The organism is Alteromonas sp. LOR (assembly GCF_000753865.1).
Lineage (GTDB): Bacteria > Pseudomonadota > Gammaproteobacteria > Enterobacterales > Alteromonadaceae > Alteromonas.
The window spans coordinates 1-17692 of record NZ_JQFW01000040.1 but is presented as its reverse complement, the minus strand read 5'-3'; the positions used below and the strand labels follow the sequence as shown (position 1 = coordinate 17692).

Genomic DNA, 17692 nt, shown 5'->3' with positions numbered 1-17692 from the left:
GCGTTTATTTGTACATTGAAGAGAGCGCAGAGAGTGCACCGCTCAGTGCCTACAAGAATAACGTGTAAGCAAGACCGTCTTTGGTCTAAACACTATCAATACCCGTATGTGTATTAACGAAAATTAATAAAATAGTAGCGGCGCGTGATGTTAGCTACGGAACTACACCGATGTTAATAAGGAAATAATCGTGTCTGATCCCTTACTCTCTCTTGTTGCGGTAGGTTTACTCTCTATCGGCTGTCAATACTTGGCATACCGGGTTCGGCTTCCCGCCATACTGCCTCTTCTTATTGTTGGTATTGTGGTAGGCCCAGTGTTTGGCATACTCGATGCCGATGCTTTATTTGGCGACTTACTGTTTCCGGTGGTTTCACTTTCCGTTGCTATCATTTTGTTTGAAGGCTCGCTTACGCTGAAGTTTAAAGACATAGCCGGGCATGGCAACATGGTACGCAACCTATGTACCGTAGGCGTTCTAATAACAGGGATTATCTCTGCCGCAGCCGCGCACTATTGTTTGGGTCTCACCTGGCAACTGTCCTGTCTATTCGGCGCTATCGTGACGGTGACCGGCCCCACTGTTATAGTGCCTATGCTCAGAACAGTGCGCCCCCATACTAACCTAGCTAACATACTCAGATGGGAAGGGATTATTATCGATCCTATTGGGGCATTACTGGCAGTGTTAGTATTTGAGTTTATTGTGGCATCGCAGGAAACCGCCATTACTCAAACCTTTATCGCCTTTAGCAAGACCATAGGCATTGGCTCTTTTCTTGGGCTTGCCTCAGGCTATTTCCTTGGCATGTGTGTACGTAAAGACTGGATCCCCCACTATCTCCTCAATACCGCAGTGCTAACCATTATTTTAGGTGTCTTTGCCGCGTCTAACTATGTCGCTCACGAATCAGGGCTATTGGCGGTGACTATTACTGGCATGGTAATGGCCAACATGAAAGATGTGGATGTAGAGGATATTTTAGAGTTTAAAGAAACACTCAGCGTGCTGCTTATCTCAGGTCTCTTTATTTTACTGGCCACACGATTAAACCTAGACTCCGTGGTTGCCGTTGGCTGGGGTACGCTGGTGGTGCTTGCCATAATTATGTTTATTGCACGCCCAATATCTGTGTTGGTCTCAAGTATTGGTACAGGCTTGAAGCTTAACGAAATTGCGCTTCTCAGCTGGATAGCACCACGTGGAATTGTTGCCGCAGCAGTATCTGCACTTTTCTCATTAAAATTAGAGGAGATTGGCTACGAGGGCGCAGGCATTATAGTGCCTATTGTGTTTATGGTTATCATTGCAACCGTTGTTGTGCAAAGCATTACCGCTCGCTCTGTCGCTACGCTACTTAAGGTTCGGGCGCCAGCACCTACTGGCTACCTGTTCTTCGGCGGCAGTAAGTTCAATCGTATGTTGGCAACAGAAATGTTAAACCAGAAGCTCGATGTCGTTGTGACCGACACCAACTGGGATGCCATTAGAGAAGCTAGAATGATGGACATTCCAGTTTATTTTGGTAACCCTATGTCAGATCACGCGGCTCGCCATTTGGAACTATCCACTATTGGCACTGTGCTTATTATGTCTCCCTATAAGCAGTTGAATCCACCTATTGCCTATCACTTCGAGAATACGCTGGGCAAAGACAAGGTATGGGCGCTAACCAATAATGAGCAATCTACACGTCCTAGTCATCAAGTGAGCAACCAATACGCGAAAAAACTGATGTTGTTTGATGAGGGTGTAACTTATGGTTATTTGGCCTCTGCGGTTGCAAAGGGGTCTACGATTAAAACCACACCACTCTCAGAAGAGTTTGATTATGAGCAATACATTCATAAGTATGGTGATAGAGCCACACCGCTTATTGCCATTGATAGTGATGGAAAAAGCTTTACCTTTATTAACGGGAACAGTATTGAACCTAAGGCAGGATGGCGCTTAATTAGCTTGGTAGAGCCGGAACCTGTATCACAAGATGGCTCTGAGTAGAAAGTAAGAAAACCTCCTGCCATCGGCAGGAGGCCTCTCCCTGGAAAACGCGTAACGCAGTGTACGTTTAGAACGAACTTTATTGTTTGAATTTTACTACTGCTACATCGTCGACGTAATTGTTTGCAAAAGCTAAACCAGATTTTCAAAATCTTTTAGTTACAATAAGTTAGGCTAATTCCGAGTAAAATCAACACGGTCGCCGTTAACACCTCGTTTCAACATGGTGCACCCAGCGCACTGTACTGGGGTTCACATATTAACCAAAAGTCTAAGATGAACACATGATTTACTGACATCAACTATTGTGTTGCGCTTCTCTTTTTTACTTTTTCTTGCTTTGTCTCGCCTTAGCTTACCCTATCACCCTATCTTATATACATGTCTTCCTCGTTAAGGTGAGTCTTTAATGTCTCTTATCGTTACTTAACAATATCACTACCAATATTAAATAGACTGGGCTAGGCAAAATAAGGTTTTATGCAATGCACCCCTGTTTTCACTTAGTACCAGACTGCCTGCGTTTCCTGCTTTTTGTCGAGTCTCTTGTGACGAAAGCCATGTGCCGCAGGTTTGTGCAATTTCTTGTGCATTACGTACAATCTTCAGTGCGCCGCGGTCAATTAAGTGTTGGCAGATGACCGGATTATTGTACGTGTTGGGCCCCATTAAAATAGGCAGTGAAAAAGCAGCGGGTTCGAGTGCGTTATGTCCGCCTCTATCTGCTATAGAGCCCCCAACAAAGGCGATGGTGCCAACCGAATACGCGTGATTCAAGCGTCCCATTTCATCAAGCAAAATTACTGGTTTGTTTATGTCAAAGGTGGTCGCTAAGGAGCTTCTTGTAAACGCTATATCATGTGATACCAGTAATTCAGCAACCGTATCGAAACGTTCCGGATGGCGAGGCACGATAATGACCACAAGAGTAGGGTGAGATTTCCACAGACGTTTTGCCGCCTCTATTATCGATTCTTCCTCTGGGGCATGAGTACTGCCAGCAACTAAAATTGGCCCGTTGTGACTTTCCAGCCCCATAAAACGAGCAGAGGCTGTAGACACTGAAGCAGCTTGATCAAACTTTATATTATTGGTGAGGGTCAGTTTCTGCTCTGGTAGCCCTAAAGCCAAATAATTGCGGTAATCTCCTTCACCTTGAGCGCATACGTGGCTCACTTTATTAAGCATAGGCTGGAAAACCCTGCTTATTTTTTGATATCGACGTGCAGACCTATCTGTCATTCTTGCATTGATTACCACAACGGGTACCTTACGCTTCCAGCACATATGAACCATGTTTGGCCATAGTTCCACTTCGGTGACCAGCACTGCTTTCGGCTGAATACGTTTGAGCATCATTGCCATACATAGTGAAACGTCAAATGGCAGGTAACAATGGTTAACCTTATCGCCAAAGATGTCTCTTACTCTCGCTGAGCCTGTAGAGGTCGTTGTGGTAACTGTAATGCTTGTATGGGGTTCATCAATGAGTAACTGCTTAATGACACAGGAAGCAGCAACCACCTCACCCACAGATACACAATGTATTAAATAACCATTATGACTAGGTGGCGTAGGTACAATGCCAAATCTCTCAAACTTTCCGTGTGAGTACAGTGAGTGTTGGTCCCGTTTTTTACCGGCAAGTTTTGCTATTGCTAAGGGAATTAAAAGAAGGAGTAAAAATGAATACAACCAGCGGCAAAGTTCATCGACGAGTGTGGGCTTGCCACAGTCTCGCTTTTCAGCAGACATATATCTTCCTTAACACTCAGTAGAAAAATCTAACATGTAGAAGGTAACAATAAGGGGTGTATGGGGCTAAGTATACTTATTTGCAGAATTTCTATCAGTAATAGAAAACAAAAAAGCCGCTCGAAAGCGGCTTTTTTAAGACTTTAAAAAAGTAAGCGATTATACGCCTGCTTTTTCAAGAACGTCTACAAGCATCCAAGTTTTGTTCTTAGATAGCGGACGACATTCACTTATAGTTACTAAGTCGCCTTTGTTGCATACGTTACTTTCGTCGTGGGCGTGAAGCTTAGTAGAGCGCTTGATGAACTTCCCGTAGATAGGGTGTTTAACAAAACGTTCAACAACAACAGTAATGGTTTTATCCATCTTGTTGCTAACCACACGACCTTGCACTGTACGAATTTTTTGCTCAGTCATTACGCATCAGCCTTTTGAGTCAGAATGGTTTTAACACGCGCGATGTTACGACGTACTTTTCTCAACTGGTCAGTTTTTTCAAGCTGGCCTGTTGTGTGCTGCATGCGCAGGTTGAACTGTTCGCGTAGCAGGTTAATCAACTCTGCGTTCAGCTCTTCTACGCTTTTTTCTTTCAGTTCAGTCGCTTTCATTACATCACCGTCCGAGTTACAAAGGTTGTTTTAAATGGCAGTTTAGCCGCTGCCAATTCAAACGCTTCGCGTGCAAGATTTTCAGGAACACCTTCCATCTCATAAAGAACACGACCAGGCTGAATTTGGCATACCCAGTACTCAACGTTACCTTTACCTTTACCTTGACGCACTTCTAGAGGCTTCTCAGTAATTGGCTTGTCAGGGAAAACTCGAATCCAAATTTTACCTTGACGCTTAACGTGACGAGTCATAGCACGACGCGCTGCTTCGATTTGACGCGCAGTCATTCGACCGCGGCCAGTCGCTTTAAGGCCGTAAGTACCAAAGGCTACAGTGCTTCCTGCAGCCATGCCGCGGTTGCGGCCTTTGTGCATCTTACGGAACTTCATGCGTTTTGGTTGTAACATGATTAGCCCTCTCGCTTAGCGTTGCGGCCTTTCTTCTTAGGTTGAGAAGCCGGTGGCTGCTCTTGAGTTGTAGGTAATCCACCTAGAACTTCACCCTTGAAGATCCAAACCTTAACGCCGATGATGCCGTAAGTTGTTGATGCTTCTGAGGTTGCGTAATCGATATCTGCACGGAAAGTGTGCAGTGGAACGCGACCTTCACGATACCATTCAGAACGTGCAATTTCTGCTCCGCCTAAACGACCGCTAACTTCAACTTTAATACCTTTAGCGCCCAAGCGCATTGCATTTTGTACCGCACGCTTCATAGCACGACGGAACATAACGCGACGCTCTAGCTGGCTAGAAATGCTGTCAGCTACTAACTGACCATCTAGCTCTGGCTTACGTACTTCAGCGATGTTGATCTGAGCTGGCACACCGGCTAGCTTAGATACATAGTTACGCAACTTCTCTACGTCTTCGCCTTTCTTACCGATTACAACGCCTGGACGAGCTGTGTGAATAGTCACACGGATGCTCTTAGCAGGACGCTCGATCACGATTTTAGAAAGTGAAGCGTTCTTTAGTTGCTTAGTCAGATACTGACGTACCTGATGATCGTTATACAGGTTGTCCGCATAGTCTGCAGTATTAGCGTACCAGGTAGAAGTCCATGGTTTACTGATACCCAGGCGTATACCTGTAGGATGTACCTTCTGTCCCATTATCTACTCCTAGTTATCCGCTACAACCACAGTAATGTGACTGCTGCGCTTAAAGATGCGATCAGCACGGCCTTTGGCGCGTGTTTTGATTCGCTTCATAGTTGGACCTTCGTCAACAAAGATTTTGGCTACGACGAGCTCGTCGATATCCGCGCCCTCGTTGTGCTCTGCGTTAGCAATCGCAGACTCCAAAACTTTCTTTACTAGCGCTGCGCTTTTCTTCGGGCTGTACGTAAGAACTTCTAGTGCTTTCTCTACGTGTAAACCGCGAACCTGATCCGCAACCAAGCGTGCCTTTTGAGCCGACGTGCGGGCAAAACGGTGTTTAGCTAATGCTTCCATCTTCCTACCCCTTAACGTTTAGCTTTCTTATCCGCGACATGGCCGCGGTAAGTACGCGTTGGCGCAAATTCGCCCAACTTGTGGCCGACCATTTCGTCACTAATAATGACAGGTACATGTTGTCGACCGTTATGGACCGCAATGGTCAACCCAATCATATCTGGGATGATCATGGAACGACGAGACCAAGTCTTAATTGGTTTACGTTCGTTCTTTTCCACTGCAGCCTCTACCTTCTTCAGCAAGTGAAGGTCGATAAATGGACCTTTCTTGAGAGAACGTGGCATGGTGAATCCTCGCTGTTACTTGTTACGACGACGTACGATAAGTTTATCGGTACGCTTGTTGCTTCGGGTTTTCTTACCTTTGGTAGGAACACCCCAAGGAGATACTGGATGACGACCACCAGACGTGCGCCCTTCACCACCACCGTGTGGGTGATCAACCGGGTTCATGGCAACACCACGAACGGTAGGACGGATACCACGCCAGCGCGTTGCACCAGCTTTACCCAATGAACGAAGCATGTGTTCTGCATTACCAACTTCACCGATGGTGGCGCGGCAATCAGATAATACTTTACGCATTTCGCCAGAGCGTAGACGTAAAGTAACGTAGTTAGTGTCACGTGCTAAGATCTGAGCGTAAGCGCCAGCAGAGCGTGCAATTTGTGCACCCTTACCAGGCTTCATTTCAATTGCGTGTACAACACTACCAACAGGAATGTTACGCATAGGCAATGTGTTACCAGACTTGATCGGAGCATCCGAACCAGACTGGATTGCATCACCAGCTTTCATACCTTTTGGAGCCAGAATGTAACGACGTTCACCATCTGCATACAATACTAGTGCAATGTTAGCAGAACGGTTTGGATCGTATTCTAAACGCTCAACTTTGGCTGGAATGCCATCTTTGTTGCGTTTAAAGTCGATCACACGATAGTGTTGCTTATGACCACCACCAATGTGACGCGTAGTAATACGACCATTGTTGTTACGACCGCCAGATTTGCTGTTCTTTTCAAGCAAAGGTGCGTACGGTGCACCTTTGTGCAGGTCAGGGTTAGTAACCTGAACAACGTGACGACGACCGGCAGAAGTTGGCTTAGCTTTCAATAATGGCATTTCTAATCCCCTTCTTACTCAGCGCCACCGACAAAGTCGATGTCCTGACCTTCTTTAAGAACCACGTAGGCCTTTTTCCAGTCGCTGCGTTTACCGAAAGACATACCGTGACGTTTAGTCTTACCTTTAACGTTCACTGTGCGAACACCTTCAACTTCAACTTCAAACAGTTTTTCAACTGCAGCTTTAATTTCGGCTTTGTTCGCGTCTTTGGCTACTTTAAATACAACTGTGTTGTTCGCTTCAGCAGCCATTGTAGACTTTTCTGAAACGTGAGGTGCTACTAGCACCTTCAGTAGACGTTCTTCTTTCATGCTAACGCCTCCTCAAGTTGTTTAACCGCATCAGCAGTAATTAGCACTTTTTCGAATGCAATCAAGCTCACTGGGTCAATGCCTGCTACGTCGCGAACGTCAACTTTATACAAGTTGCGAGCCGCTAGGAACAAGTTTTCATCTACTTCAGGAGTAACGATAAGAACATCTTTCAGTTCATATTCGTTAAGTGCAGCAATAAGTTCTTTTGTCTTAGGTGCTTCAACACCGAACTTCTCAACCACGATCAAACGATCTTGGCGAATTAGTTCTGACAAAATGCTCTTAATCGCACCGCGATACATTTTCTTGTTAACTTTTTGTTCGAAGTCACGAGGCTTAGCTGCGAAAGCACGGCCACCGCCAACCCAAATTGGGCTACGGATTGTACCAGCACGAGCTCGGCCAGTACCTTTTTGACGCCATGGCTTCTTACCGCCACCACGAACTTCAGCGCGAGTTTTCTGCGCTTTTGTACCCTGACGCGCGCCTGCACCGTAAGCTACAACGACTTGGTGTACCAAGGCTTCGTTGAATTCACGTCCAAAGGTCGCTTCGGATACTTCAAGAGCGCTTTGCGCGTCTTTCAATGTTAATTCCATCAGTTCACTCCCCAGACGTTACGCTTTAACAGCTGGCTTGACGATAACGTCATTGCCAGTTGCGCCAGGTACGGCACCTTTAACAAGGATAAGGCCGTTCTCTACGTCAACACGTACAACTTCCAAAGACTGCGTAGTCACTTGCTTGTTACCAAGCTGACCAGCCATTTTCTTGCCTTTGAAAACTTTACCTGGTGATTGGTTTTGGCCAATTGAACCAGGAGCACGGTGAGACAAAGAGTTACCGTGAGTCATACGCTGAGAACTAAAGTTCCAACGTTTGATCGCGCCAGCAAAACCTTTACCTTTTGATGTACCAGTGACATCAATCTTTTTGGTATCGTTAAAGATTTCAACAGTGATTTCACCGCCTACTTCAATATCGTTACCTTCGTTATCTTCTAGGCGGAATTCTGCTAGAGTGCGACCAGCTTCAACACCAGCTTTAGCAAAGTGACCTGCTTCGGCTTTGTTGACGCGGTTAGCTTTCTTAGTTCCAGCAGTAACCTGAAGAGCGCGATAACCGTCAGTTTCTTCAGTGCGTAACTGAGTAACACGGTTTGGGGTCGCTTCAATAACAGTCACAGGGATTGACGTGCCATCTTCAGTGAAGATGCGAGTCATACCCACTTTACGACCGATTAGACCAATCGCCATTGTTATAACCCTCTCTTGTTAGCCCAGGCTGATTTGAACATCAACACCAGCAGCCAAGTCCAAACGCATCAACGCGTCAACTGTTTTATCAGTTGGTTCGATGATGTCTACCAAACGCTTGTGAGTACGAATCTCATATTGGTCACGTGCATCTTTATTTACGTGAGGAGATGTCAATACCGTATAGCGTTCTTTGCGAGTAGGCAGTGGAATAGGACCGCTGACCTGAGCACCAGTACGTTTCGCCGTTTCAACGATTTCAGCCGTAGACTGATCGATCAACTTGTGATCAAACGCTTTCAAACGAATACGAATTCTTTGATTTGGCATCGATTAAGCTCCAATCGAAAGAACAAAAAAATTCACCCCTTCTTCTCTATTTCGTTCAGAGAGAAAGGATGTGCGTAAACCGATGGTTCCCAATTGGAACCCTGTTCTTATTTCTAGCACGCTTGTAATAGCTTGGTCGGTAAAGACAAATCTCTTACGTCGGCAGCCACCCTAAAAGCAGTGTGGTTGCGGCTAAAAACTCATTGCCCAAATAGGACAGTGGGCGCGAATTATACAGATGCTAACCGTCAATGCAACTACTAGTTTGCTTTTTGTACCGTATATATGACAGAAAAATGAATTTACCCCGACACAATCGAATTAGTACAATCGAATTAGCACAATCGAAATAGTGTATTCGATTTGATCCAAGCGATTGAGTACAGACCATCTAGCGAAGCTACCTGTAACCTAGCGCATGTAATGCCCTCAGCCTGAAACGGGTAGCCTAGCGCTTATTACACGTCCATTGTTGCTCCAGTTTACGTAAACCTATATCGTTACCGTTGTTGTAGGTATATAGTAGCTATTTAGCAGCGTGTTCGCCGCATGATAGCAACGTGCAAACATTTTCGTAAGAAAGGGATGAAGCACAAGGTTTCACACCGTTAAGTAGTGGGAATATGGAAGTAGTTAATAATCAACAAACATTTTCGCAAATCAAGCGCATATTAAACAATCACTCTACGTTACTTGATGCCTATGGTTTGCTCGAACCAATTATTCTAGAGTTGTTTGGTGCTCAGCGGATGAGTATTTTCCAGCGTCGCCGCCAGCATCAAGATCTTGTTGCAAGATTTAAGACAGGTAAGGAAACGCTGGAGATAAAGGTACCCATCAATGCGATGTCGATAGCCGGGTACGTTGCGCTGTCGCAAAAACCGGTTGTGATTGACGACCCCTACAACGCGACAATGCTTCAAAGTATTCATCCAAGATTACGCTTTGAAGGCAAGTTCGACAAAGACAACGACTTCAAAACCCAAAATATTCTATGCGTTCCTATAATGAATGCAGGGGTGTTGATGGGTGTTATTCAAATCATCAACAAGACCGATAGCGCCTTTTCTCAAGATGATCTCAAATTGGGTAACGCACTTGCACTTATATTAGGGGACAAATTTCGTTTTGAGCTAGGTGGAACGAATAACCCATTCGACTTACTCGTGCACAAAAGCCTGTTAGATGAGCACACATTAGAAGAGCTTAATTTATCGACACCAGATATTCGAGCGTTTGTACAACGGCTTATTTCGGAACATCGTATTCCCGAAGAAGAAATTGGTAACTCTCTCTCTATTCATTACCAAGTGCCCTTTATTCCTTACTTGCCCGACAAATATCATCGCTTTGAAAATGAAAGTAAACTCAATGTGTCGTATCTAAAACGCAACTATGTTGCTGTTATTGCTGATGCGCACGATAAGCCCATCGTATTAATGGCAGAACCCAATAACGCAGCGCTTCTCATGGAAATTGAGACTGCAATGGGTATAGAGAGCTATGAAATTGCGGTTAGCCTACCAAGTTTAATACTGCAATACCTTGGTGAGAACAGCGGTGGCGGCGGCCCCGGTGAAATGAGTGATATCCTAGATGAAATCGGTACGTCTAGTGATGAAAAAGAAGACCAATTCGATGAGCTTTCAGATGACGCCCCGGCGGTTGTTCGTTTGGTAAGCCGTGTGTTACATGATGCGAAGCGACTCAATGCGTCAGATATTCACATAGATCCTGAGAAGAACGCCCCTACCCGCGTACGTATGCGCGTAGACGGTGTGTGTCGAGACATGAACCAAGTGCCCCACTCTCACCATAATGCGGTGATAGCCCGTATTAAGATAATGTCGAATTTGAACATAGCCGAAAAACGCGTTCCTCAAGACGGTAAGCTAGCCTTTAGAATGAACGGTCAGCTTGTTGAAGTTCGTGTAGCGACTATTCCCACTGTTGCAGGTGAAGGCGTAGTAATGCGGATATTGGCCTCGGGCGGTGCTATGCCAATAGATAAAATGAATTTGGCGCCCAACAATCGTGCCCGCCTTGAAGATATGATTAAAAAGCCCCACGGTATTCTTCTTGTGGTAGGGCCCACAGGTTCAGGTAAAACAACGACACTGCATGCCATTCTTGGGTACTTAAACACCCCTGAGAAAAAGATATGGACTGCTGAAGATCCGGTGGAAATTACACAGCCTGGTTTACAGCAAGTTCAAGTAAGCCCCAAAATTGGTTTCACCTTTGCCAATGCATTGCGTGCGTTCTTACGTGCTGATCCAGATATTATTCTTATCGGTGAGATGCGAGACAAAGAAACGGCTCATGCGGGTATTGAAGCGTCACTGACAGGTCACTTGGTATTATCTACCCTGCATACAAACTCGGCGCCGGAAACAATTACTCGCTTGCTCGATTTAGGGTTAGACCCGGTTAACTTTTCAGATGCCTGTGTAGGTATACTTGCCCAGCGTCTTATTCGAACGCTGTGCGGGAAGTGTAAAGAAAAATACGTAGCATCAGATACCGATATGGCGTTTATTGAGCGCCAGTATGGTAAAGACCAAATGCATGAGCTCAACCTCTCTGGGATTCCGGAGCTTTATAAAGCAAAAGGTTGCTCAGAATGTGGTAACACGGGTTATAAAGGCAGAACGGGTGTTCATGAATTACTTGGTATGACACCCGAACTTCGCTCGCTAGTATACAAAGAATCGAGTGTAGCGCAGATGAAAAAGCAAGCCACCGATGATGGCATGCGTACTCTGGTACAAGACGCCATCTTTAAAGTACTTAAAGGCGATACTGATTTAGCACAAGTGCAAATAGTCAGTGGCGATTAATAGAAGAGACTTAAAAAAACTAATAAAAAAGGCCTTCGTAATAACGAAGGCCTTTTTCTTTGTGAGCGCTTATATCGAAAAGACCCATTTTTATATTAAGACCTTATCGAAACATCTCTTTATTTACGGAGATATTCACGGATAACGTAATGAAGGATCCCGCCATTCTCAAAGTAAGTAAACTCATTAGACGTATCTATTCTAATGTCCATGCTAAATACTTTCGACTCTCCGTCATCGGTTTCCATTGTTACGCTAACCTCTTTCTGGCCTCGCTCTACAGGCTCAATTGAGAAAGATTCATTGCCTTTTATGTCTAAAGAAGATGCAGAGTCGCCTTCTTTAAACTGTAGCGGTAGTATTCCCATGCCAATCAAGTTAGAACGGTGAATACGCTCGTAACTTTCTGCTAGCACAGCCTTCACACCCATTAGCGAGGGTCCTTTGGCAGCCCAGTCTCTGCTTGAGCCGGTACCATATTCTTTTCCGCCGATTACTACAGCTGGTACGCCATCGTCTTTGTAGCGCATAGCAGCATGAAATATAGACATGCTATCGCCGCTTGGATAATGGGTTGTAGCGCTTCCTTTCGTGCCCGGTGCTAATTGGTTTTGCAAGCGCACATTGGCAAATGTACCTCGCATCATGACTTCATGATTACCCCTACGTGAGCCATAAGAGTTGAAGTCTTTTGGATCGACGCCCTGAGCTTGGAGATATTCACCTGCAGGGCTATCTGGCGCAATGGCCCCCGCCGGTGAAATATGGTCGGTAGTGATTGAATCGCCCACTTTTACCAAACACCGTGCATTTTCGATAGATTGAAGCGCAGCCGGTTCTTTCTCCATCACCTCGAAGAACGGAGGATGCTTGATGTACGTTGAATCAGGCCAATCGTAGACCGACGTTTCACTAACACTCAGCTCGTTCCACTCACCGCTGCCCTTAAACACATCTGCATACTTTTCTTTAAAGAGTGCACCGGTTACGTTTTCAGTAATGTACTTTTGAATTTCTTCTTCTGAAGGCCATATATCTTTGAGATATACAGGCTCGCCATCTTTAGATTTACCTAAAGGCTCCTTAGTAATATCCGCGTTCATGTTGCCTGCTAATGCATAAGCCACGACAAGCGGCGGTGAAGCTAAATAGTTTGCAGCAACATCTGGGTGAATACGCCCCTCGAAGTTTCGGTTGCCCGACAGAACAGAGGTAACAGTGAGTTTAGCTTTTCTTATGGCATCGGTAATAGGGTCGGGTAGCGGCCCCGAGTTACCAATACATGTTGTACACCCATATCCTACCAAGTTAAAACCAAGCGCTTCTAATGGCGCCATCAAATTGGCATCTTCCAAGTACTGGGTTACTACTTGCGAACCTGGTGCAAGAGAAGTTTTTACCCACGGCTTACTGGTTAACCCTTTCTCTGCTGCTTTTTGTGCTAATAATCCTGCGGCCACAAGTACAGAGGGGTTAGAGGTGTTTGTACAACTCGTGATGGCCGCAATTACTATTGCCCCATCTTCTAAATTGAATTTGCTATTTCTGAAATTCACATAGGAATCATGTTCTTCGTCAACATCACTGCCGCCGACTAGACCGCCCTCGGCCACAAATTCTGTTTCTTCATCAAGTACCTTCACATCAATTTGTGAGCGATGCCATTCGTTAAATGCTTCAGCCGCTTTATCGAGCGCAATTTTATCTTGCGGACGTTTAGGCCCTGCAATAGAGGGAACTACGTCGTTTAAGTTCAGCTCAAGTGTTTCGTGATATTCAGCGTCTTTTGAGTAGTCGTCATGCCATAGCGAACTGTACTTAGCGTACTTCTCAACAAGCTCAATTTGCGCCTCATCTCGGCCAGTTAAGCGAAGATAATCAAGAGCTACATCGTCAATGGGGAAAATTCCGCACGTAGCACCGTATTCTGGTGCCATATTGGCAATAGTGGCTCGGTCGGCTGTAGTAAGATGCTTCAAGCCTGGACCAAAGAACTCAACAAATTTACCCACAACACCGTGCGACCTAAGCTGTTGAGTGATGGTAAGTACCATATCAGTGGCAGTCACTCCAGCAGGAAGCTTACCCTCTAATTTAAAGCCCACAACATTAGGTAATAGCATGGTTACAGGCTGACCCAGCATGGCGGCTTCAGCTTCGATACCGCCCACACCCCAACCTAGTACGCCTAAGCCATTAATCATTGTGGTGTGAGAATCTGTACCGACTAAGGTATCTGGATAAACGAAGTTGCCTTCATCCGTTTCTTTAGTGAACGCACAACGCGCTAGGTATTCAAGGTTGACTTGGTGGACGATACCACGACCTGGAGGCACCACTTTGAAATTGTCGAAACTAGACTGTCCCCACTTCAGGAACTGATAACGTTCGCGGTTTCTCTCAATTTCTATATCAGTGTTTTTCTGTAGGGCATTTTCTTCTGCGAAATGGTCGACCATTACGGAGTGGTCAATGACGAGCTCTACTGGGTTTAACGGATTAATAGCTTGAGCGTCTCCGCCAAGACGGTCTACTGCATCGCGCATAGCCGCTAAATCGACAATAGCCGGAACACCGGTAAAATCTTGCAGAATAACTCTTGCAGGGACGAAAGAAACTTCGAGTTCTTCGTTGTTTGATGTATCCCACTTAGCAACATGTTCAATATCTTCGCTAGAGACAAATTCTTTGTCCTCATGGCGAACCAGATTTTCTAAAAGTACCTTGATGCAAAAGGGAAGGCGATCGAGTGCGTACTTTTCATTGATGCTGTCGAGATTGATAGCCTTGAAAGTTTTACCCTTTACTTCAAGGTCTGAAAAAGACTTATAGGTCATATGGTCACTATCCTTATTTGCCTGTTCGAATTCTATAATGTTCGCTGAACGAGAAGACTTTAGGAAAGACCTAGAGTGCAGCGTGTACACCTAAACGTTCAGCTGCTAATTCTTATACGCATTAGACATGAAAAAAAGTTCATGTAATGTGGTATTTTTCAACTCATCTATTTAGTTAGCGTACTATTACCTTATATTTATCATTGTAGGTTACCAAGTAAGGGTCTGCTTTGTTGCCGAGCTTCTCGTTTTAGTTTTTACTGTTCGTGTGTCATAGGTATAGAATTGGAGTTACCAAACCTATACCAACCCACTGACAAAAAGAATAAAGCGTATGCACCCACTTATTCAAAAATATGATTTAGCCCCACATCCAGAAGGCGGATATTTTAAACAAGTCTATAAATCAGCAAGTACAACTATGTCTCATGCACATGGACAACCCCGAGCTGCGCTCACCCATATTTACTTTCTTTTACTAAAAGGCGAAATGAGCCGCTTCCATCGCGTGCTTCATGATGAGGTGTGGAATCATTATGAAGGTGCACCGTTACAATTAATTCAATTACACGATAAAACGCTTACGCAGAAAACAATAGGTAGCCAAGAAAAGGGTTATGTCGATATTGTGCCTGCTGGCAATTATCAAGCGGCGTTCAGTACTGGAGATTATAGCTTAGTGGGTTGTACAGTAGCGCCGGGGTTCGATTTTGAGGATTTTAGCTTTATCGACGATCCGTCAATTGCGCTCTGGTTGGACACATATCATCCGAGTATGAGCAAATTTATATAGCGCCCACTTGCGCAACACTTCTTTATTTTAGTTTGGTCTTACCTCAGATTTTATAGGGGTTGACGCTGGATTTTTTATCGCCGATCAAGGATGATATTACACAAATCTTGAATATACGTCTGCACGTCTAAATTTTATAGGCTGTTAGGCAATTTTACTCAACCCCCGCAGGTAGCCCAACTATGTATAAATTGGTACTTATTCGTCACGGAGAGAGTCAGTGGAACTTAGAAAATCGTTTCACTGGGTGGCATGACGTTGAATTGACCGATACTGGTATTGCGCAAGCAACAACCGCTGGTCAGATGCTTAAGGAAGCAGGATTCGAATTCGATCAGGCTTACACGTCTGTATTGCTTCGCGCAATCAAAACACTGAATATCGCACTTGCAGAGATGGGCCAACACTACCTACCTGTTGAACGTCACTGGCGTTTAAACGAACGTCACTATGGTGCGCTTACAGGTTTAGACAAAGCAGAAACTGCTGCTAAGCATGGCGAAGAACAAGTGAAGGTATGGCGTCGTAGTTTTGATACCCCACCGCCGGCTGTAGAAACTGACAGTGAACATTTCCCTGGGCATGATCGCCGCTACAACAATGTAGATGCTGAAATATTACCACGTGGTGAAAGTCTTAAGTTGACAATAGAGCGTGTGCTTCCCTATTGGCATGACGTTATTCGTCCTCAAATTCAAGATGGTAAACGTGTGATCATTGCAGCGCACGGCAATAGTTTGCGTGCTTTGGTGAAATACTTAGACGGTATGTCTGATGAAGAAGTACTAGGACTTAATATCCCTACGGGCGTTCCTTTAGTTTACGAACTAGATGAAAACCTTAAGCCTATTTCAAAAGAGTATCTTGGCGACCCAGAAGCTATCAAAGCAATGATGGATGCTGTTGCAAAACAAGGTAAGGCGAAATAGCGTAAGGCCAATTACCGCAAAGCGAAATAGTCTAGGGCCATGTAGCGTAAGGCTAGAGAGCTTATAGAATACTCAATTACAAAAGCCAGCAATCAGCTGGCTTTTTTGTTTTTTATCAATGCGCTATGGGCGAAAAATTTATTACCTTTTCCAAGCGATAATTTATTTAGCGTTAACCAACTTCTCCAAAAGTACTTCGATTCGCTTTACACTATCAATAAGTAGCGACATTTCAGTTTGATCGTTGTCAGTTGAGTTTGACGTAGACCTCATCCCAGATGCATTCTGGTCTTTTTGGGTTAGAATTGTTTCTCTGAAGTTAGCGGCATCATTTATACCGATGAGCGAAACTAACGCGCCCTGCGCGGATTGACCTGCGGTTTCAAACGATAATCGATGCAGATTAAACAATCTCATTAGAGGGCCCTGAACCATCGCCACATCAGTAATTTTTTCCAAGGGTATCGACTTCTCTTCCTTGTTAAATATCCCTCTTTTTACAACCAACTTACGCTCAGTAATAGTGGCTGACATGGCAGCGAGTGTTCTGCCGCTAATAAAATAAAACAATGGAATGGAAATTATGAGAAAAGGGATACCTATTACAATTAGTGTCGAAAACAACAATAGACTGACCAGCCAGTAGGTCTTTACCGATGGATTAAACGTCGCCTCTAAAATTACTCTCTCTGACATCAGTTAGTCCCTTTTTATAATTCAAAAATAATAGCGAACACCGATAATAGAGAATAAATGGGGTCAGAACCACATAAATAATAAAGGAGATCAGGTCCACAATTTCTGTTAACTATTCTAGTTTGAGCCTATAGGTAACAACAGTAGAGTTCTGTTCCTCTTCTATGAGCGCTGAGTTTGATTATGTTTGTTGAGATTGGCGATTAATGGGGATCTGACCCCATTTATTTTTGAGTTCGATAGCCAGAATTAAACACTGAACACGACTATATATTGGGTTCTGCCCCTGTTTTATGTCGTTAGGTTGGATGTAATGAATGTAATTGGGGGATAAATGCGGACCTGACCCCCATTATTTTTTTGGGGCAGTAATAAAGGGGGCCAGGTCCACATTTTCTGTTGGCTATTCTAGTTTGAGCCTATAGATAACAACAGTAGGTTTCTGTTCCTCCTTTATGAGCGCTGAGTTTGATTATGTTTGTTGAGATTGGCGATTAATGGGGATCTGACCCCATTTATTTTTGAGTTCGATAGTCAGAGTTCAGCGCTAAAAATAACAATAAATTGGGTTCTGACCCTGTTTTATCTTCGGTAGGTTCGATGTAATGAATGTAATTGGGGGATTAATGCGGTTCTGACCCCCATTATTTTTTTGGGGCTGAAAGCAAAAAACCCGCCGTTAGGCGGGTTTTTCTTAATGGGACCTGGCAGTGTCCTACTCTCACATGGGGAAACCCCACACT

The 17692-nt window shown here is 44.6% G+C and carries 18 protein-coding genes; 4 read left to right on the top strand and 14 right to left on the bottom strand.

The genetic code is table 11. The features are described 5' to 3' along the window. Positions 1-190: 190 nt before the first annotated feature. Entirely contained in the window at positions 191-2002 is a 1812-nt protein-coding gene (locus JV36_RS0112575; RefSeq protein ID WP_032095152.1) for a cation:proton antiporter, read from the top strand. Between the two features lie 447 nt (positions 2003-2449). Here JV36_RS0112575 and JV36_RS0112570 read toward each other — a convergent pair whose 3' ends face one another. The 12 genes from JV36_RS0112570 to rpsJ all read right to left on the bottom strand — a co-directional run bounded on the left by JV36_RS0112570 (position 2450) and on the right by rpsJ (position 8854). Then, positions 2450-3757 carry a 3-deoxy-D-manno-octulosonic acid transferase gene (locus tag JV36_RS0112570; protein ID WP_032095151.1) on the bottom strand — a complete coding sequence of 436 codons (1308 nt, stop codon included), beginning with the start codon at positions 3755-3757 and terminating at the stop codon, positions 2450-2452. A 159-nt stretch (positions 3758-3916) separates the two neighbouring features. After that, positions 3917-4174, bottom strand: coding sequence for a 30S ribosomal protein S17 (gene rpsQ / locus JV36_RS0112565; protein ID WP_032095150.1), 258 nt, complete (start codon positions 4172-4174; stop codon positions 3917-3919). Further along, on the bottom strand, positions 4174-4365 hold the full coding sequence (gene rpmC / locus JV36_RS0112560) for a 50S ribosomal protein L29 (RefSeq protein WP_014947980.1): 192 nt from the start codon (positions 4363-4365) through the stop codon (positions 4174-4176). Before rpmC ends, rpsQ begins: the two co-directional genes overlap by 1 nt. After that, the gene (gene rplP / locus JV36_RS0112555; protein ID WP_032095149.1) at positions 4365-4775 is read right to left on the bottom strand and encodes a 50S ribosomal protein L16; all 411 of its coding nucleotides are present in this window, start codon (positions 4773-4775) and stop codon (positions 4365-4367) included. Before rplP ends, rpmC begins: the two co-directional genes overlap by 1 nt. A gap of 2 nt (positions 4776-4777) precedes the next feature. Continuing rightward, positions 4778-5482 (bottom strand): 30S ribosomal protein S3, encoded by a 705-nt coding sequence (gene rpsC, locus JV36_RS0112550; RefSeq protein ID WP_032095148.1) that lies wholly within the window; start codon positions 5480-5482, stop codon positions 4778-4780. Positions 5483-5491: 9 nt separating this feature from the next. Beyond that, positions 5492-5824: a 50S ribosomal protein L22 gene (gene rplV / locus JV36_RS0112545; protein WP_032095147.1), complete on the bottom strand. Its 333-nt coding sequence runs from the start codon at positions 5822-5824 to the stop codon at positions 5492-5494. Positions 5825-5835: 11 nt separating this feature from the next. After that, the gene (gene rpsS, locus JV36_RS0112540; RefSeq protein ID WP_012516961.1) at positions 5836-6111 is read right to left on the bottom strand and encodes a 30S ribosomal protein S19; all 276 of its coding nucleotides are present in this window, start codon (positions 6109-6111) and stop codon (positions 5836-5838) included. Between the two features lie 15 nt (positions 6112-6126). Next, positions 6127-6951 carry a 50S ribosomal protein L2 gene (gene rplB / locus JV36_RS0112535; protein WP_032095146.1) on the bottom strand — a complete coding sequence of 275 codons (825 nt, stop codon included), beginning with the start codon at positions 6949-6951 and terminating at the stop codon, positions 6127-6129. A gap of 14 nt (positions 6952-6965) precedes the next feature. Continuing rightward, entirely contained in the window at positions 6966-7265 is a 300-nt protein-coding gene (gene rplW, locus JV36_RS0112530; RefSeq protein WP_012516959.1) for a 50S ribosomal protein L23, read from the bottom strand. After that, complete coding sequence (rplD, locus tag JV36_RS0112525) at positions 7262-7867, bottom strand: 50S ribosomal protein L4 (RefSeq protein WP_032095145.1); 606 nt, start codon at positions 7865-7867, stop codon at positions 7262-7264. Before rplD ends, rplW begins: the two co-directional genes overlap by 4 nt. An 18-nt stretch (positions 7868-7885) precedes the next feature. Further along, positions 7886-8524 (bottom strand): 50S ribosomal protein L3, encoded by a 639-nt coding sequence (rplC, locus tag JV36_RS0112520; protein ID WP_032095144.1) that lies wholly within the window; start codon positions 8522-8524, stop codon positions 7886-7888. 18 nt (positions 8525-8542) lie between these two features. Then, positions 8543-8854, bottom strand: a complete 312-nt coding sequence (gene rpsJ / locus JV36_RS0112515; protein WP_006012796.1) for a 30S ribosomal protein S10 — start codon at positions 8852-8854, stop codon at positions 8543-8545. Between the two features lie 623 nt (positions 8855-9477). Between rpsJ and JV36_RS0112510 the strand changes: the two genes are divergently transcribed. Beyond that, complete coding sequence (locus JV36_RS0112510) at positions 9478-11694, top strand: GspE/PulE family protein (protein WP_081926613.1); 2217 nt, start codon at positions 9478-9480, stop codon at positions 11692-11694. A 119-nt stretch (positions 11695-11813) separates the two neighbouring features. On the opposite strand, the gene acnA is transcribed toward JV36_RS0112510, so the two are convergent. Continuing rightward, positions 11814-14531 (bottom strand): aconitate hydratase AcnA, encoded by a 2718-nt coding sequence (acnA, locus tag JV36_RS0112505; RefSeq protein ID WP_032095143.1) that lies wholly within the window; start codon positions 14529-14531, stop codon positions 11814-11816. 334 nt (positions 14532-14865) lie between these two features. On the opposite strand from acnA, the gene JV36_RS0112500 reads away from it, so the two are divergent. Then, a complete protein-coding gene (locus JV36_RS0112500; RefSeq protein ID WP_032095142.1) occupies positions 14866-15324 on the top strand; it encodes a cupin domain-containing protein in 459 nt (152 codons plus the stop codon). 182 nt (positions 15325-15506) lie between these two features. After that, entirely contained in the window at positions 15507-16253 is a 747-nt protein-coding gene (gene gpmA / locus JV36_RS0112495; protein WP_032095141.1) for a 2,3-diphosphoglycerate-dependent phosphoglycerate mutase, read from the top strand. 162 nt (positions 16254-16415) lie between these two features. Here gpmA and JV36_RS0112490 read toward each other — a convergent pair whose 3' ends face one another. Continuing rightward, positions 16416-16949: a PH domain-containing protein gene (locus JV36_RS0112490; protein WP_032095140.1), complete on the bottom strand. Its 534-nt coding sequence runs from the start codon at positions 16947-16949 to the stop codon at positions 16416-16418. Between the last annotated feature and the right edge of the window lie 743 nt (positions 16950-17692).

Bases quoted from the DNA above. Each gene is read 5' to 3' on its own strand.
- JV36_RS0112570 (WP_032095151.1), bottom strand. From the start codon at position 3,757: ATGTCTGCTGAAAAGCGAGACTGTGGCAAGCCCACACTCGTCGATGAA.
- rpsQ (WP_032095150.1), bottom strand. From the start codon at position 4,174: ATGACTGAGCAAAAAATTCGTACAGTGCAAGGTCGTGTGGTTAGCAAC.
- rpmC (WP_014947980.1), bottom strand. From the start codon at position 4,365: ATGAAAGCGACTGAACTGAAAGAAAAAAGCGTAGAAGAGCTGAACGCA.
- rplP (WP_032095149.1), bottom strand. From the start codon at position 4,775: ATGTTACAACCAAAACGCATGAAGTTCCGTAAGATGCACAAAGGCCGC.
- rpsC (WP_032095148.1), bottom strand. From the start codon at position 5,482: ATGGGACAGAAGGTACATCCTACAGGTATACGCCTGGGTATCAGTAAA.
- rplV (WP_032095147.1), bottom strand. From the start codon at position 5,824: ATGGAAGCATTAGCTAAACACCGTTTTGCCCGCACGTCGGCTCAAAAG.
- rpsS (WP_012516961.1), bottom strand. From the start codon at position 6,111: ATGCCACGTTCTCTCAAGAAAGGTCCATTTATCGACCTTCACTTGCTG.
- rplB (WP_032095146.1), bottom strand. From the start codon at position 6,951: ATGCCATTATTGAAAGCTAAGCCAACTTCTGCCGGTCGTCGTCACGTT.
- rplW (WP_012516959.1), bottom strand. From the start codon at position 7,265: ATGAAAGAAGAACGTCTACTGAAGGTGCTAGTAGCACCTCACGTTTCA.
- rplD (WP_032095145.1), bottom strand. From the start codon at position 7,867: ATGGAATTAACATTGAAAGACGCGCAAAGCGCTCTTGAAGTATCCGAA.
- rplC (WP_032095144.1), bottom strand. From the start codon at position 8,524: ATGGCGATTGGTCTAATCGGTCGTAAAGTGGGTATGACTCGCATCTTC.
- rpsJ (WP_006012796.1), bottom strand. From the start codon at position 8,854: ATGCCAAATCAAAGAATTCGTATTCGTTTGAAAGCGTTTGATCACAAG.
- JV36_RS0112510 (WP_081926613.1), top strand. From the start codon at position 9,478: ATGGAAGTAGTTAATAATCAACAAACATTTTCGCAAATCAAGCGCATA.
- acnA (WP_032095143.1), bottom strand. From the start codon at position 14,531: ATGACCTATAAGTCTTTTTCAGACCTTGAAGTAAAGGGTAAAACTTTC.
- JV36_RS0112500 (WP_032095142.1), top strand. From the start codon at position 14,866: ATGCACCCACTTATTCAAAAATATGATTTAGCCCCACATCCAGAAGGC.
- gpmA (WP_032095141.1), top strand. From the start codon at position 15,507: ATGTATAAATTGGTACTTATTCGTCACGGAGAGAGTCAGTGGAACTTA.
- JV36_RS0112490 (WP_032095140.1), bottom strand. From the start codon at position 16,949: ATGTCAGAGAGAGTAATTTTAGAGGCGACGTTTAATCCATCGGTAAAG.